This is a genomic window from Bradyrhizobium sp. WSM2793 (assembly GCF_000379585.1).
GTDB lineage: Bacteria > Pseudomonadota > Alphaproteobacteria > Rhizobiales > Xanthobacteraceae > Bradyrhizobium.
Genome location: NZ_KB902774.1, coordinates 190,790 through 207,176 on the forward strand (window position 1 = coordinate 190,790; position 16,387 = coordinate 207,176).

The 16,387-nt window shown below is 58.5% G+C and carries 12 protein-coding genes and 1 pseudogene; 2 read left to right on the forward strand and 11 right to left on the reverse strand.

Going from position 1 to position 16,387, the window contains the following annotated elements; all coding sequences use genetic code 11:
• Positions 1–175 precede the first annotated feature (175 nt).
• The 10 genes from A3AS_RS0109975 to rfbC all read right to left on the reverse strand — a co-directional run bounded on the left by A3AS_RS0109975 (position 176) and on the right by rfbC (position 13,817).
• The gene (locus A3AS_RS0109975; RefSeq protein ID WP_018317453.1) at positions 176–442 is read right to left on the reverse strand and encodes a hypothetical protein; all 267 of its coding nucleotides are present in this window, start codon (positions 440–442) and stop codon (positions 176–178) included.
• 207 nt (positions 443–649) lie between these two features.
• Positions 650–982 (reverse strand): hypothetical protein, encoded by a 333-nt coding sequence (locus tag A3AS_RS0109980; RefSeq protein WP_018317454.1) that lies wholly within the window; start codon positions 980–982, stop codon positions 650–652.
• A gap of 171 nt (positions 983–1,153) precedes the next feature.
• The gene (locus A3AS_RS0109985; RefSeq protein ID WP_026201850.1) at positions 1,154–6,766 is read right to left on the reverse strand and encodes a glycosyltransferase; all 5,613 of its coding nucleotides are present in this window, start codon (positions 6,764–6,766) and stop codon (positions 1,154–1,156) included.
• On the reverse strand, positions 6,759–8,123 hold the full coding sequence (locus tag A3AS_RS43360; RefSeq protein WP_049814835.1) for an ABC transporter ATP-binding protein: 1,365 nt from the start codon (positions 8,121–8,123) through the stop codon (positions 6,759–6,761). The genes A3AS_RS0109985 and A3AS_RS43360 overlap by 8 nt, the downstream gene beginning before the upstream one ends.
• The gene (locus A3AS_RS0110000) at positions 8,113–8,931 is read right to left on the reverse strand and encodes an ABC transporter permease (protein ID WP_018317457.1); all 819 of its coding nucleotides are present in this window, start codon (positions 8,929–8,931) and stop codon (positions 8,113–8,115) included. The genes A3AS_RS43360 and A3AS_RS0110000 overlap by 11 nt, the downstream gene beginning before the upstream one ends.
• A gap of 344 nt (positions 8,932–9,275) precedes the next feature.
• A complete protein-coding gene (locus A3AS_RS0110005; protein ID WP_063707555.1) occupies positions 9,276–10,298 on the reverse strand; it encodes a hypothetical protein in 1,023 nt (340 codons plus the stop codon).
• Between the two features lie 71 nt (positions 10,299–10,369).
• Positions 10,370–11,239: a glucose-1-phosphate thymidylyltransferase RfbA gene (rfbA, locus tag A3AS_RS0110015; RefSeq protein WP_026201852.1), complete on the reverse strand. Its 870-nt coding sequence runs from the start codon at positions 11,237–11,239 to the stop codon at positions 10,370–10,372.
• Between the two features lie 14 nt (positions 11,240–11,253).
• Positions 11,254–12,138: a dTDP-4-dehydrorhamnose reductase gene (gene rfbD, locus A3AS_RS0110020; RefSeq protein WP_026201853.1), complete on the reverse strand. Its 885-nt coding sequence runs from the start codon at positions 12,136–12,138 to the stop codon at positions 11,254–11,256.
• 8 nt (positions 12,139–12,146) lie between these two features.
• Positions 12,147–13,196 (reverse strand): dTDP-glucose 4,6-dehydratase, encoded by a 1,050-nt coding sequence (gene rfbB / locus A3AS_RS0110025; protein WP_018317462.1) that lies wholly within the window; start codon positions 13,194–13,196, stop codon positions 12,147–12,149.
• A gap of 12 nt (positions 13,197–13,208) precedes the next feature.
• A complete protein-coding gene (rfbC, locus tag A3AS_RS0110030) occupies positions 13,209–13,817 on the reverse strand; it encodes a dTDP-4-dehydrorhamnose 3,5-epimerase (RefSeq protein WP_018317463.1) in 609 nt (202 codons plus the stop codon).
• 285 nt (positions 13,818–14,102) lie between these two features.
• Here rfbC and A3AS_RS0110035 point away from each other — a divergent pair, with 285 nt between their 5' ends.
• Both A3AS_RS0110035 and A3AS_RS0110040 read left to right on the forward strand, forming a co-directional pair.
• Positions 14,103–14,960, forward strand: a complete 858-nt coding sequence (locus tag A3AS_RS0110035; RefSeq protein WP_157644249.1) for an ABC transporter permease — start codon at positions 14,103–14,105, stop codon at positions 14,958–14,960.
• A gap of 5 nt (positions 14,961–14,965) precedes the next feature.
• Positions 14,966–15,751, forward strand: a complete 786-nt coding sequence (locus A3AS_RS0110040) for an ATP-binding cassette domain-containing protein (RefSeq protein WP_018317465.1) — start codon at positions 14,966–14,968, stop codon at positions 15,749–15,751.
• A gap of 150 nt (positions 15,752–15,901) precedes the next feature.
• Here the strand turns inward: A3AS_RS0110040 and A3AS_RS0110045 are convergent.
• Positions 15,902–16,387 (reverse strand): annotated as a pseudogene (locus A3AS_RS0110045) (protease); the annotation flags it as partial.

The window sequence follows — 16,387 nt, forward strand, 5'->3', positions numbered from 1 at the left end:
CGATCTGAAATTCGTAATCACACGCTCGAGGGCGACATTGACGTTGGACGGCGGCCTAAAGAGGCCCTGCGCGATCGCAAGACTCGTCGTTGCGCTTCCGTTCGAAAGCGCGTGTTTGGTTATCTGAGACGAGGATGTTCTCTTGCGCGCCAGATCGGAAAGTCTTGCTGCTCGATCATTCAGAGGAATGGGATGGCTCACCATCATCACCAACGACAACAGCGTACAGACCCTGCCGCACAACCCTGTTCGTCACGCTCGCATGACTGCTTTCGAACTCAAAGCAGTCTTCTTTCGTAGCAAGCCTTGGCGGGAGCGCATCCAGGAACACCGGCCGCCGCATCATGAAGGCGTTGCTGCGAATGTGATGGTTGGGAAATGGAGGCAATTTAGCATAGATAGCGCCTTGCTTCGCCCATAGGGTCTCGAAGAGATCTTCCATCTCTTGGCGACTCGGCGGTTTCAATTGCACCCGATTTTTGCGCCAGGGCCCGTCGGGCAAACCGCCGCGCGCGCCTGTAGAGCGACGGCGGCCGCCGCGCCAATCAGTTAGGAGCGTGCTTTACGATCTCGTGGCCCCACTGTTCGGCGCTCAGCGGATCATAGGGGATACCCTGGACACAAAGCCATACGGGCTTTGACATGCTCTTCATGCTGCCGCGGACGCTTTCCAGCGATGCGTGGCGCCGGCGATGCCGATATTGGCCCGTAATGCGTGATCGTAGAGCTTGCGCAACCAGTCGTTGGGATTCGATCTCGGAAAAGTGTTCAAGAAGCAAACGTGGTTGTGCGACAGTGTTTCGCCGGCCAGCTTGTAAGCTGTAATATCGAAGCCCTTATCGGTCATCGTGATGGATCGATGCTCAACCTGATCGCAAATCGCTTTCTGCGGAGAGCCGGCGGGATCGCTATTGGGAAAGCCCTTCCAAACGATCACCAGGTCATGGGCGATGCCGACCCGGCGGCGCTTATAGGGATCCATGAACTTGCGAACTGGCGCGACGCCTTCCGTGAACCTCGCAAGGTAAACGACGGCGATTGTGGCTTTACCGCGCCGGCAACATCCGACGACACGAGCGTCTCCACTTTCACCCGCAATTCAGTGCCGCAACCTCTCCGCGCACCCGCAACTCAAACACGCCGGGGCTACCCGTTAGTCGCTGTGACCGAGAGCTGTTCCATATCTGACCAGCGCCTGGCTTTCGCGCCGTACATTGGGCAGTGGTCGAGCGCTGGCTGGGTCGCTTTGAACTGCGAGGCTGCTCCGCGCCCGCACAAGCGGTGAGAACGCGGTGCTCCAACCGTCCTTTGCGAGAAGAAGGCATATGTCGCGGACGGAGCGCGGCGAATGCTCGTTTATTACCAGCGGCCAGAGATCCGCCTGCTTCAACGCCGCCACCCTGAAGAACGCAAGCGAATTGCCAGTCGTCGTCACGATCTGCGGCTTCAGTGCTAGGGCATAGGGGCCGGGCCACGCCGCGCTCCGGCCCAGCCACGGCGATTCCAGCAAGCCGGCCCGATTGACCATGCAGCATCCATCCGTCACGAAATCGTCTGGACCGACAACGATGCCTCCGACAGCGCCGACCACAGGATGCAACTCAAGCAGACGGGCCACCTCGCCGGCGACGTCTTCGGACTGAATTATCACGCCGCTGGCGGCGAACACCAGAATCGCATCGGAATCGACGGACTCGACCCGCGCCGCGTCGCCTGCCCAGACCAGCTGAGGTAGGTGATCGATCTTCCGCGCAATATATAGCTCGCGCGCGCCGCGATATTCCGGCCATTCTGTCACGCAGAACCGTTCGGGTGCGGCCAACCGGGCGATTTGACGCTCGAGGACATGCCTCACCGCCCCTATCGAGCGCTCGTCTCCTTCGGGCTTGTGGGTAGTGGAAGCGGCATGTTGCCGCCAGTGATAGAGCACTTCGGGAACGTGCTCGATCCGGCCGCCCGCGTTGGCGATCCGCATCACGCTGTCCCAATCGTGACACCATGTAGCGCCGGGGTCAGTATAGAGGCCAAGCGATAGGGCGCGCTGCCGGTTGATAGCACACAGGTGCCAAATATACGAACTGTCGAGATTGAGCATGGGATCGAACGCAGCACGGAGATAGGGCGACACCGGCTTGCCTTCGACAAGCGCGTCTTCGTCGGAAAAGATCATGTCCGGCTGGTCCAATCGCGCGATGGAACTCGCCAAAATCTGAACGGCATCCACGGTGAGCAGGTCATCCGCATCCACCGGCACGATGTAGTCGCAGTGAGCCTTATCTAGTCCGCGACGCATGGCGCCCATGATGCCGAGCGACGCCGGGTCAACGATCACCGTTGCGCGCCAATGATCGGCGCCCTCGCGTACGATGTGGGCAAGCGCGTCGGGCGCAATCGGTCCGTGCGCGACAATGACCCACTCCACCGGCTTTAAAGTTTGCGCCACAACCGACGCCGCCAACGCGTCGAGTAGGTCGATCTTCGTGCCTTCGTAGACCGTCGTAATGAGCGACACCGAGACCGCCTCAGCTGGGAGCGGATAGCGCGAACGCCGCCCGGCAATATGCATTTCGAGCCAGTCGGAGTAGCTGAGAAGCCCGGCGTGCAGCTGTGCCAGATGCTGGCGATTGGCCTCGGGTTGGACTTCCCGGTAGGCGAGTTCTGCAGCCAGGCCCAGCCTCGGCGAATACACTCGCTGGTCTGGGATCAGTGACCAGAAGCGGGACAACCAACGCGCCGTCCCGCTCCCGGAAACAACCGCCGCGTCGGCTCTCTCCACACGCGCGCGCATGAACGGCGAATAGACCACCCTCTTACCTGCCTCCGCCGCCATTGCCCCGAGCCAGGGGCCGAGCATTTCAATCGCGACGGCTTCGCGCTGCAGTTCACCCAGACACTGCTTCAGAAAGGATGTCCTGGCTACGCAATGCGCCGTCGAAACCGCCGAAACCGTATGCGGCTTCCACATCCGCGCGCCGTAGCCAGGATCGGTCAGCGCGCGCCCCTGATCCGGACAACCACAGCCATCGCCGTAGCCAAACACGCGCGGACCATCCACGATTGCGGAGCCGTCATCCAGCATGCCGCCAACCATCACCGCATCGGCGAACAATTCAAGCAGCGCCATGGCGTCCCAGCGCCACTCGTCATCGAGCGGCAAAACGCCGTGCCATTGCAGATGGACGAGATCGGTGCCGATTCTGTCAACTGCATCGGCGAGATCGGCAACGTTTCCGCGCTCCAGCACGATGGCCGTTGTGTCCGGCAGCGCGTCAGCCGTACCATTCGCCGCGCCAATCACGACCGTCCGAATCGATTGCGCATGCAATCGCTTTCGCCGGAACCACCAGTCCACATTGTACTGGAACAGCGGGCTGTTCACGAGCTCGATATTCGTTGCGCCGAAGCGATCAAGAAATCTCTGCAGCGTCCGCCGGTGGGACTCGGTGATGTAGGACTTCGATTCGATGTTTCCGGACGTCGATGCGGCATGCATGCGCCAACTGTAAAGCACTTCCGGAACATGCGTCGGCTTTTTGCCGGCGAACATGAATCGGATAAAGCTGTCCCAATCGTGGCAGCCTTCGGCAGAGCTGTCGCTGTATAAGCCCAGCTGGATTGCCAGTTCGCGATCAATGGCGCAAAGATGCGCAATGTAACACGAGTGCAGGAATAGGACGGGATCCCAGTCCGGCTTAAAGTACGGCGTATGAAACCGTCCCGCGTCCAGCTTGTCTTCGTCGGTAAAGAGCAGCGCTGGATAATTGTTATCCTCGATGAAGCGAGTGAGAATGTGGACGCAATCGGGCTCGATCAGATCGTCGGAATCGAGCGGCAGAATATAACGCCCGGACGCCCGTTCGAGGCAGTACCGCATTCCGCCGATGATACCGAGATTGCTCTCGACGCGCTCGAGCCGCACGCCGGGATGGCGTGCGAGCCTCACAAGGGTGCGGCGGGTGCCCTCTTCTGTGGAGCCATTGTCGAGGATCAGCCATTCGAAATGCATTCCCCCGTCCTGAAGAAAAACACTGTTGCCAAGCTCTTCGAGGAACCGAGGATCGGTGTTGTAGACGGTGGTTACAAAGGAAAGCAGACCGGGCGTCTGATGGTACATTCCATCCCGGCGACGACGGGCGAGACTCGTCTTGCGGTAGGCCTCGTAGTCGCTCTTCGCCACCGACGGCAGGCCCGGCGCCACCGATTGCGCGGTTTCCAGCGCAGGCTCGCGCATCCCTTCCAGGCGCGCAAGCAATTCCGTGACGATTCCGTTGAGGCTCTGATCCCAGTCCGCCGGCAATGCGATCGCGCCGGAGGAATCATAACTCGGCAGCCCGCAATTGATCCGCCCTGCTGCGTTCTCGATAGCCTGCCCGACGCTTTCGGCATTCGGCTCCGCAACGATAATGTTCGGCGAGAACGCCTGCATGCGTTCCGCCGTCTTTACCGAGAAACTGTTGGTGACGACCAGCTTGCCGGACGCAGCCATTTCAAGCGGCGGATAGCTCGGATGTGGCGACAGCATCAATGACAGCATGAGATCGGCGGTGCGCACGCGTCCGGCATAGTCGTCGAAGCTCATCCACGGCAGCGGATTGAGCATAACGCCTTCGCCGAGCGCAATTGGCGGAATCTTTTCGCCCATCGCCCAGACCTCCCAATTGTCCTTGTCGATGGCGCCGGAGGCAACAGCGCGACGCAGCGCGACAAGGCCAATTTCGAACAGGTTGCGGCGGGCGACGCTGGGGCGAGCGTAGAACAGCAGCACCTTCTTTTTGGATTGAGTGGCGACGGGAAAATAATGGGTGCGATCCAGGGCCGGATTGAACCATAGCGCATCGGCCGCAAATGCCGGGTCTGCAAAGCGCCCAGCACCTTCCCGGACCAAATGGTCGAGCAGAAGTTGGGTATTGATCACCGGAATATGCGGCAATCCATAGGTTTCGAGCGCACGGGCCTGGAAGGTGGAGCCCTCGTGAAGAATCGGTTCGAAATCCTGAATCAGATAAACGAAAGCCTTGTTGGCAGTATTGGCAACGGCGTATTTCGCAATCTGGGCGGTCCACCAGGCGGTCGCGAAAAATACATCGCGGATGCCGATCGGGATCGGCTTGGTGCGGTCGAATCCATCGACGATCTCAATGCGGTCCCTGGCGACCGGCCGATTCAATAGCCGCTCCATGTAAGGGAATAAGGCGGCGTCTTCGCCCTCTAGCGGCACATCGCAGGCGATCAGTCGGAAGCGCTCGCCGCGCTCCGCCAGCATGGACGCGAGCAGCAGCGCGGTGTTGGGGCCGCCCGACATGTGCTTCAGGCGGAGGCTCGGCAACAGCACGTTGACGGAGGGGCGAACGGCGAGGTCGTCGGCCACCTCGAAATTTAGCGGAAGGCTTAGGTGGTAGCCTGGCACCTGCGAATGGACCTCGGCGCCCGAGACGTGCACAGGTTCGGACGCGACGATCTCCAGCCTGGCTGAACTGATCAGCCCACGATCACGGATATATTGCCCGATAGCGCGGCCGAACTGGGTGTGCCTCATGTGCTGTTGATAAAAAGCAAAACCGTGTCGCAAGACGAACTTATGAAGACGCTCGGCGGCCGTCGAATTACTCCTCGAAAAGGCGCGCCGGATCGACTTCACGCCTCCGATGAGTATCCGACGAAGATTGCCGGTCCACGGCGCGTCGGACGCCAGACTTCGCCCGCGAGTTACCAGAAGCCTCGGGATCGCCATCATTCGCCAACTGGTCGATCTGCGAATGTCGTCGAGCTCGCGAGTTAACTGTTCGTCTCTCTGCTTCAGATCGCGAATTGACTGTTCGTTTCTCTGCTTCAGATCCAACATTTCATCGAGCTGCTCGCGAATTAGCTCTTCGCTTCTCTGCTTCAGATCCAAAATGATCTCGGCTGACGCAGCAAGGTCTCGCTCTAAGTCAGGGAACGTCTCGTCGGGCGGCGCAGATCGATTGGTCCAGATGTTCTTGCTTTCGTCGAAGATCGGATCCAGCTGGTACGGAGTGCCGCTCCATTCCTTGTTGGCCGGAACCACCAACTCCAAGGTGCCGGAAATAACGCGCTGACCCAGGCCGTTCTTTGCGGCGGGCGATTTTCTCACCACGCACATCGAATTGATGAATTCGACCGAATGAATCAACGCCAGACTTTCTTCGGACAGCTCGCACCCGTATTTGCCGAAGATGCCGCGCAGAATTTCGCCACGGTCCTTGGGCATCCCCCAATGCTCATGGTTGATGACATCCGCAAGGCGCTTGAAAAACGTGATCGAGGAATAGGGATGGTAGAGTCCACCCTCGAACTTGTCCCAGTAGCTGCAATGCAGATCCTCGGCGATGAAGATTCCACCCTCCGCAAGATGCGGAAAATACAGCGCGAATGTCTTGACGATGTCGCTGGACAGATGGGACCCGTCATCGATCACGATGTCGAACTGTCTGGACCGCTGCAGTATCAGCTGCTGCGTCTGCGGATCATTCGCATTGCCAACAATGACGCCGACGCGCGGATCATCATATGTCAGGCGCTCGCAATCCGGATTGATGTCACAGCCGACAATGGCTTGCGCCTTCGGAAAGAATTGCGACCAGATCTCGAGCGAACCGCCGTTCTGGACACCGATCTCGAGCAGCCGGACCGGACGATCCCTCATTGAGGAGAACAAACGATCATATTCATCGAGATAGAGCGACCACTTGTCGGACATCTTTCCTGAGTGGGTGGCGTAGAGTTCGTGAAGCGTTCGTTTAATCATTCGTGACCTGCAACTCTACCCGCTCGAATGGAATGCCGACGAGCCCGTAACGAATCTTGCTTGAAGCGACGTTGACGATCAGCGCGTCATGCATCCAATGATGCTGAATGTTGTCGTAGCGATCGCCGTTTGCGACCGACGCCATGACCGCATATTGCCCGTTCGGAAGCATCGGCAGACGGAACTCGAACACGCCTTCGAATGTCATGCCCGGCTCGATGCGAACCGGCATGCGATCGGTGAACGGAAGCGTATTCTCTCCAAACAGATCCTGCCCCAACCGATCGCGAATCAGAAATCCCAGGATCGGCTTGTCGAGTAGACCATGCGCCTTGGCGCGCACGGTCATGCGAACGCGCTCGCCGCCTTCATAAACCCCCTCCGGACCGGCTGACAATTTCGTCAAGGAAACGGATTGAATGGCGGCATGGCCGGTCTTCCAGCCCGTGGCGACAGCGGTATTGTCGCGTACGCTGGCCACGGCGCCGTAATCCACAGCGGGCGCCGCGTGCGGATCCATTGGCGATGTTTCAGACGCCGGCCCGGTGGCCTGGTCCGACGCGACCGAGATCAACTTGGCTTCTTCGCCGTAAACTTCCTGAAGCGTGAACTGGAGGTAGCTTTCAGAAACCTCTCTCGACGTACCGGTCATCTTGATCTGGCCGTGGGACAGCCAGATCGCGGATTCGCACAGGTTCTGCACGGCAGCGGTATCGTGGCTGACAAACAGCAAGGTGCCGTGCTTTTGAAACTCTCGGATGAAGCGCATGCATTTTTGGGTGAACACCGCATCCCCGACCGCGAGCGCTTCGTCGACCACCAGAACATCGGCGTCGACATGCGCAATCACCGCAAATGCCAGCCGGACATACATGCCACTCGAATAAGTCTTCACCGGCTGCTCGATGAACTCGCCGATATCGGCGAACGCAGCGATCCGCTCGAAACGGCTGCCGATCTGGCCCTGGGTCAGCCCGTATAGGGTGCCGGCCATATAGACATTCTCGCGGCCAGTGAATTCCGGATTGAAACCAGCCCCGAGCTCCAGCAGCGCAGCCACGCGACCGTTAACCTTGATCGCGCCGCCGCTCGGATTGAGGGTTCCGCAGATCATCTGCAATAGGGTCGATTTCCCACTGCCGTTACGCCCGATAATGCCGACGGTTTCGCCCTTCTTTACCTCAAAGGAAACGTCTCTGAGCGCCCAGAACTCCCGAAAATACTGCTGCGGCGTCTTGCCGATCAGCGCTCCGAGTCGCGGAAACAAGGACTGCTTTAAACGATCGTGCGGCTTGTTGTAGATCTGGTAGCACTTGCTGAGGCTCTGTACCTTGATTGCAGTTTCCCTAGAGGACATCGGCGAACCCCCGGCGGGTCTTCTGAAACCAGGCAAAACCACACCATGCGACCAAGGCGCCGCCTAAAAGATAAATCAGGTACATCGACGAGTCCGGCACCTTCCCCCAGAACAACACATCCCGCGCCTGCTCGATCGCGGGCGTGATCGGATTGAGGAACAGCAGGCTGCGATATTTCTCCGGAAATGCATTCACCGGATAGAAGATCGGCGACAGGAACATCAGGATCGTGGTGATCATGCCTATGAACTGAGCGACGTCGCGCAAATAGACGCCGAGTGAGGCCAGGAACCAGCTCACCCCCAGAATGAAAAGCAGCAGCGGCAGCAAAACCACAGGGATCAGCACTACCGTGAGGTGCGGCATTCCAAACAAGAACAGATACGCGATAAACCACACGCACATGCTCACCGCGCCATGAAAGATCGCCGAACCCAGCGCAACGGAAGGAAGTATCTCTAACGGAAAAACCACCTTCTTGACGTAGTTCACGTTGCTCAGGATCAGGCTGGGCGCGCGGTTCAAGCATTCCGAGAAAAGCGTGAATACGATCAGGCCGGGAAACAGCACCATCGCAAACTCAGTCTTCGAGTCACTCCCGACATTCCAGCGCATCTTGAAAACCACGCTGAAGACTAGTGTGTAGATGATTAGCATCAGAATCGGATTGAAGAACGACCAGAACAGTCCGAGCACGGATCCGCGATAGCGTCCGACCACTTCCCGGTGCACCAGAGCGCGTATCAGGCCGCGGTTGCGCCACAAGTCCACCAGCATTTTCAGCGGAGAAATCGAAAACTCCTGCATCAACCAAGAACCGCTGCAGCTTCAGATCGCAGAGCCCCAGCTTCGTCGGTAAGCAAATCTGACCAGCAGCTAAAGAGCCGCGAACCGGTGGGTTCCGACAGCAATCGGACACGGCAAATTTTCTCGACAACGCGCATTCTTCTTCACCAGAAATTGTGAATCTCGGTTCAACCGTTGGAAGAAGTCCCCCGTTCTCGTGCCCGCGAGGCCCCACCCTTCGCTGGCTTATGTACCAACCTATGCCACGCAGCACAATCTAACTGCGCTCCGCAGTTGGCAATTCTACCCTCCCCCTCACCGCTCCCGCGGCGATCGGATTCCGGCGCATTTGCCCTGTTCATAATCTACCGGGAGAGGGTACCTTGGTCGTCGCCCCAGGTCATCCTCGTGAAGGCACGCTGCCCGGCCGCATTCATGTTTTGGAACGCCCGAGTCTGGTTGTCCTTGATGAGAAGATTGCGCTGGCCTCCAAAGCGAAATGTGCCGCTTTCGGCCCATTCTTCCATCCCGTAAACGCGTCCATCCGCACCCACCACCACGATTTTTAGGCCGCGCTGAAGGATGCGCTGCGTGAGCCCGTCCGGCCCGCTCTCGAAAAGGTATGTATCGTTCTTGGTTTCGATCGAATCCGGCAGCACATCGAGAAAGACCTGTCGTTCGATCATGAAGGCATTCGTTCTGATGTGCGGGTTCGGAAATGGCGCCATGTCTTTCAGACGGGCCAGCGCGCCGCCGGGCCCGATCTCGTTGGCCCAATACGCTTCAAACTTGTCGTCTAGTGTGCAGTCGAGGCGTGACGAGCGCACGGCGAAATAGGAAATCGCAGCGGCCACGACTCTAGTCGCCAGCCGCTTCGGCAACCGCGTCCTGATTGCTCGGAACAACCGTCGGAGGCCGGCCGGTTTTGGAATCCCCTCGTTCTGAAACAGCCACCATCCCTTTTGGACGTGCTTCATGCTGCTGAGAAGGCTTTCATAGGAACCGGTGGCCCCAGCGATTCCGACCGCCGGATCGGCAAACGCCGAATGCAGTTTGCGAAGCCAGTTGTCAGACGTGATTTCCGAGAACGTGTTGAGGAAGACCACACGCGTGTGCGGAAGCTGCGCAGCAGCCTTGGCATAGGCGTTGATGTCGAAGCCGTCATCCGACACTGAAATGAAATGAGGGAATGCACGCTTCAGGACTTTGTCGAGCGTGGATTTCCCCGGCGGGAAGCCTTTTCGGACCACCACGCAATCATGCGCAATCCCGGGTGGATGACGCTCGAAGGATTCAATGAAATTCGTGACTGGACCTTTTCCTTCGGCATGGCGTGCCAGATAAACAACAGCGAGATCGCTGGTGAAGGTGGAAGCCTGGCCTGGCACGACGTTGTTGTCCTTGTTGCTGGATCACCGAAGCACTAGAAGATCTGCGGCGATGATCGGAAAGACAGAGCTCACAGGGCTTCAGCGAGGTCGCTGATGTAGCGCGCATAGGCGCTCTTTCCCAGCGCCGCGCCCAGGCGTGCCAACTGATCGCGATCGATGTATCCTTGGCCGAAAGCCACCTCTTCGGGACAGGCGATCCGAAATCCCTGTCGCCGCTCGAGCGTGGCGACGAAGTCGGCGGCTTCCAACAGGCTGTCCGGCGTACCGGTGTCCAGCCAGGCGAAGCCGCGTCCCATCAGCTCAACCGCAAGCTCTCCGCGCTCAAGATAGGCCCGGTTCACATCGGTGATTTCGAGTTCGCCGCGTGCTGACGGCTTGATGTTGGCCGCAATATCGACAACTCGGTTATCATAGAAATAGAGTCCGGTAACGGCGAAGTTCGACTTCGGCTGTAGTGGCTTTTCCTCGATCGAGGTCGCATTGCCCTTCCTGTCGAACGCGACCACGCCGTAGCGTTCTGGATCGGCAACGTGATAGGCAAACACCGTTGCGCCGGTGGTCCGCGACGTGGCGCTGGCGAGCAAATTCGGCAGGCCATGGCCAAAGAAGATGTTGTCGCCGAGAATGAGCGCCGAGGCGTCGCCGCCAATGAAATCGGCGCCGATCACGAAGGCCTGCGCCAGACCTTCAGGTTTGGGCTGCACCGCGTAAGACAGCGACAGCCCCCACTGATTGCCGTCTCCCAACAACGCCTCGAACAACGGCAAGTCCTGCGGCGTCGAAATGATCAGGACGTCGCGGATGCCGGCCAACATCAGCGTGGTCAGCGGATAATAGACCATCGGCTTGTCATAGACGGGCAGCAACTGCTTGGAGGTCACGAGCGTCATGGGGTAGAGGCGAGTACCGCTTCCGCCAGCAAGAATAATGCCCTTCAAAGCAGACCTCCCGTTCAAATCCCAAGAAGACGATCAAGGCAATCCGTCAGAGACTGCTTCAGCGGCGGCAGCCCCACATCGAACACCGCCGCCAGTTTCGCGCTCGAAAGCTGCGAATTCGCTGGTCGGACGGCAGCTGTCGGATAATCGGAAGTCGAGATCGGGTCAAGCAATACTGACCGCCCGCCGCGGGACGCGGCGAGATCGGTGATCTGTTTCGCGAAGGCGTACCAAGTCATCGGGTCGGGCCCGGCAAGATGCGTGACACCCGCATAATGCGGCTGCCAGCCCCCCGCCACCCGCCCGGCGATGGCGCGGATCGCGTCGGCGATATCCGGCGCATATGTGGGGCAACCTACCTGATCGTTCACTACCCGTAGCCGGTCGCGTTCCGATGCAAGGCGAAGAATCGTGCGCAAGAAATTACTTCCAAACGGCGCATAGACCCATGACGTACGCAAGATAACGTGCCTTGGGTTCGCCGCGGCGACAGCCAGCTCGCCCGCCAACTTGGAGCGGCCATAGACGCTTTGCGGGTTGACCGGATCGCTCTCGACGTAGGCGCCGGTCTTCATCCCGTCAAAGACGTAGTCGGTCGACAGATGGATGACTGGAATGCCTTGATCCGCGGCCGCCGCCGCTACAAGGCCTGCGCCATCGCGATTGAGCGCAAATGCGAGATCGGGTTCCGACTCAGCCTTATCCACCGCCGTGTAGGCCGCGGGATTGACCACCACGTCGGGACGGAATGCGGCAATGGCTCGCTCGATCGAGACTGCGTTCAGCAGATCGACGTCCGGTCGTCGGCCAAAGCCGAACTCAATCTCCTTGTCGGCGGCCGCAGCCTCCCGGAGCGACCGCGCGACCTGGCCCTCGCCGCCAAGCACATAGATCCGCATCGGTGGATTCACGCCCCCACCAGACCGAGACGTTCGCCGCCATAGATCTTGTTCCGCAACGGTTGCCACCAATCTTCGCGCGCGAGATACCACTGCACTGTTTTTTCGATCCCGGTTTCGAACGTTTCCCGCGCTCGCCATCCCAGATCGGTTTCGAGCTTGCTGGCATCAATCGCGTAACGCTGATCGTGCCCCGGGCGATCGGCAACGAACGTAATCAGCTCGTGATGCGAGGCGTCCTTCGGGCGCAGGCGATCCATCCACGAACAGATCTGCCGAACCACTTCGATGTTAGTCCGCTCATTGCGTCCGCCGATATTGTAGGTTTCGCCGGGTCTTCCTGTTGCGAGAATGATGCCAAGCGCCCGGGCGTGGTCGTCGACAAACAGCCAATCCCGGACGTTGGAGCCGTCGCCATAGACCGGAAGCGACTTGCGATCCAGTGCGTTGAGGATAACCAGCGGAATCAGTTTTTCGGGAAAATGATAGGGCCCGTAATTGTTGGAACAATTGGAGACGATCACAGGCACGTCATAGGTCCGGTGCCAGGCCTTCGCCAGATGGTCGGAAGCAGCTTTGGTGGCCGAATAGGGAGAACTGGGATCGTAGGCCGTGGTTTCTGTGAACAGCCCGTCCTCTCCGAGCGACCCGTAAACCTCGTCCGTCGAGACGTGCACGAAACGGAAATCATCCGCATTTTTTTTGGCCGACGCGATGTAGCGGCGAGCCGTCTCGAGCAGCGTGAAGGTGCCAACCACATTGGTTTTTAAGAACAGGTCGGAGCCGGATATCGAACGATCGACGTGGCTCTCAGCGGCGAGATGAACTATCGCGTCCGGCTGGTATTTCTCGAAGATCGCAGCCATCGCGGTGCCGTCGCAGATATCGTGCTTTTCGAACGCAAAATGCGGACTGGACGCAACCAGCGCCAGCGATGCCATGTTGCCGGCATATGTCAATTTATCGACCACGACGACGTCATAGCCGAGATCAGCGATGAAATGACGACATACCGCCGATCCGATAAACCCAGCTCCTCCAGTCACGATCACCCGCATTGCGCCACCTCCTCAACCGCCGAATTGAAAGCTCGGAGGGACATCTTTCAAACGCGGCTGCTTCCGGTCCTTGTCCGATAAGACCACGTCACCTAGCGAAATCCGCCAATCGATGGCCAGGTCAGGATCATCCCATGCGATACCACGATCGCAGTCCGGCGCGTAGTAATCGGTCACCTTGTAGATGACCTCGCAATCGTCGGTCAGGGTGACGTAGCCATGAGCAAAGCCAGGCGGCACCCACAATTGACACCAGTTCGCCGCCGACAGTTCGATGGCAACGTGCCGGCCGAAGGTCGGCGAGCCTGCCCTGATGTCAACGCCGACATCGAGAATTGCTCCGCGCGAGCACCGCACCAACTTACCCTGCGCGTGGGGCGGAAGCTGGTAATGCAATCCGCGCAGCACGCCCTTTTGCGTCGATAAAACGTGATTGTCCTGCACGAACGCCGCTTCGATGCCACTCGCAAGAAGCGCGTCCGCACGAAATGTCTCCGAGAAAAATCCCCGGGGGTCGCCATGCCTCGCTGCGGTCACCAGCAGAATGTCCGGAATCTCGAGCCGTTCAATTTTCATATCCACTTTCGGATGTTGGTCTTTTGTATCCGCTTGCGTCTGCATGCCCCAATTGGAAGAACATGATCAACAGAATTCTACTTTGCGCCAGGTTCCTCTGGCTGCATGCCTCATTGGGCACCTGGTCACGCGGATGCTCGCTCCCAAACCGACCGCAATCTATAATTATTCAAGCATCTGCGCGCTAGACGCGACTGACATTGTATGGCCTAAGGCATTGTCTGGAACTTGCATCATGTACCTTGATGGCGTCATGGTACTGAAAACATTGTGCTTTCCGGATCGAGATGCGGATTCGCCTGCAACCCACCATAAAGTTGAACTCGATCGATGTTAGCGACTGTCGAAACACGAACCGTCGAAAGACGCCCGTCGGCGACCGTTACTTGGGGCGCCGGAGAAAAGCCCGCCGAAATGGCTGTTGCCGACATTCTGGACGGTTTAGCCGCCTGGCGCCTGTGGGGCCGGATGGGCTGGAACGACATCCTTCAGCGCTATCGCCGCTCCCTGCTGGGACCGTTCTGGCTGACCGCCAGCATGGCAATCATGGTGGTGGCGCTGGGATTTCTCTACGCTGAACTGTTCAACACCCCGATTCGCGATTTCCTGCCCTTTCTCTGCACCGGCCTGCTGGTCTGGAATCTTCTCGCGACCTTCCTTAGCGAAGGCGGCATGATCTTCACGGCGGCCGAGTCCTATATCAAGCAAGTCCGGCTGCCCTATTCGATCTATGTGTATCGGTCTAGCTGGAGCAAGATCATCATCTTCGCCCATAACTTCGTGATCTATTTTGGGGTACTGATCTATTTTGGGATCTGGCCCGGCGCCACGGCCCTACTAGCAATTCCCGGATTGATCCTCCTGGTGTTGAACGGCATGCTGGCGACGGTCTATATTGGCATCCTGTCCGCCCGATTCCGCGACATCCCGCCGCTCATCGCCTCCGTCGTGCAGCTAATATTTTTTGTTACGCCGATCATGTGGAAGCCGGAATTGCTCCAGCGCCGGGCCTACATCGCCGACATCAATCCGTTTTTCCATCTGATTGAGATCGCTCGGACGCCGTTACTGGGAAATGTGCCCGACCTCAAGAACTACCTTGCAGTGCTGTTGATCACGGCGGTCAATCTCGGGCTTGCCGGACTGGTCTTCACACGCTTTCGATCGCGTATCGCCTACTGGATCTGAAGACGATGAATAACGGCAAAATGCTGTCAGAGCTGACGCTGGAAAATGTCAGCGTGTCGTTTCCCATTTATCATGGCGGATCGCGGTCCTTGAAGAAGAGCCTGCTATTCCGTAGTTCCGGTGGCCATCTGGCAAACGACGCGAACCACCGCGTCGTCGTCGAAGCACTGCGAAACGTCTCGACGCATATCACCGCCGGCGATAGGGTCGCGCTGATCGGATCAAACGGCGCCGGCAAGACCACCTTGCTGCGCGTGATGGCGGGCATCTATGAGCCGGCTGTCGGCACGGTCCGCACTCGCGGGATGATCTCTCCGATGCTCGACATCGGTCTTGGCATCGACCAGGACATCAGCGGCTACGAGAATATCCGCATGCGCGGCCTGATCCTCGGCATGACGCCCGATGATATCGCCAGCAAAATGCAGGATATTTCCGACTTCACGGGGCTTGGCGAATATCTGGACATCCCAGTGCGCACCTATTCCTCCGGTATGATGACACGATTGACCTTTGCGGTGGCGACCAGCTTTGCCCCCGAAATCCTGTTGATGGACGAGTGGATCATGGCCGGCGACGATAGCTTCATCACCAAGGCCAGGCATCGCATCGACAATTTCGTAGCGAAGGCGAGCATCCTGGTGCTCGCTTCCCACAGCGCCGAGACCTGCCGCAAGTTCTGCAACAAGGCGCTTTGGATGGATCGGGGTATGATCAAAGCCGCAGGTTCCCTCGAGGAGATCCTCGAAAGTTACGCGGAGACGCAAAGAGAGCGCGTGGCGGTAGCGTGAACTACTGCCGACCATCAATCCTGATCTTCGAATCCCGGACCGGCACCATGTCGCGAGCTTATGCGCCGTTCCAACCGGGTTCTACCGCCACCCTCGCCGTCTTGTGGATGGCTGCGCCATAACGAGGGCGAAGAGCTTTTCAAGCATGAATCAAAGAACGTGAAAGTCGCTTAAGTATTGCTGCAGTGTGGCCGTCGTGATCTTTTGAAGTATCACGACATCATTGCAATCGGTAGTTATGATTGAGTTTCCATGCCCATCATCTACCATGTGCGAAACAATGGAGGCGACGTCGGCGAAAATCGGGCGGCGGAATTGAATAGCATCCGTTCCGGGTTGGAAATTGAGGATGGTGGCTTGGCCGAAATTCGGGTCGAACGCAAATGTATCGCGGCCGGTAGTGCCGATCATCAAGTTGCTGTTCTCGTCGCCGAGGTAAACATTGTTGGACGCAGCCTCGTTCGCGTTCGAACTCGCGATGACCGTGGTGCTCAGGCTAATATGTCCATCGCCGTTGAGGTCCTGGGAAAAACTGGACTCCGCCGTTTGCAATGCATAGTCGGCTCCCGGCAAACCCGCCGTCGATGACATGAAGTTGCCGCTGCTGTCGGTGGTCCAGATCGAATACATGTCGGA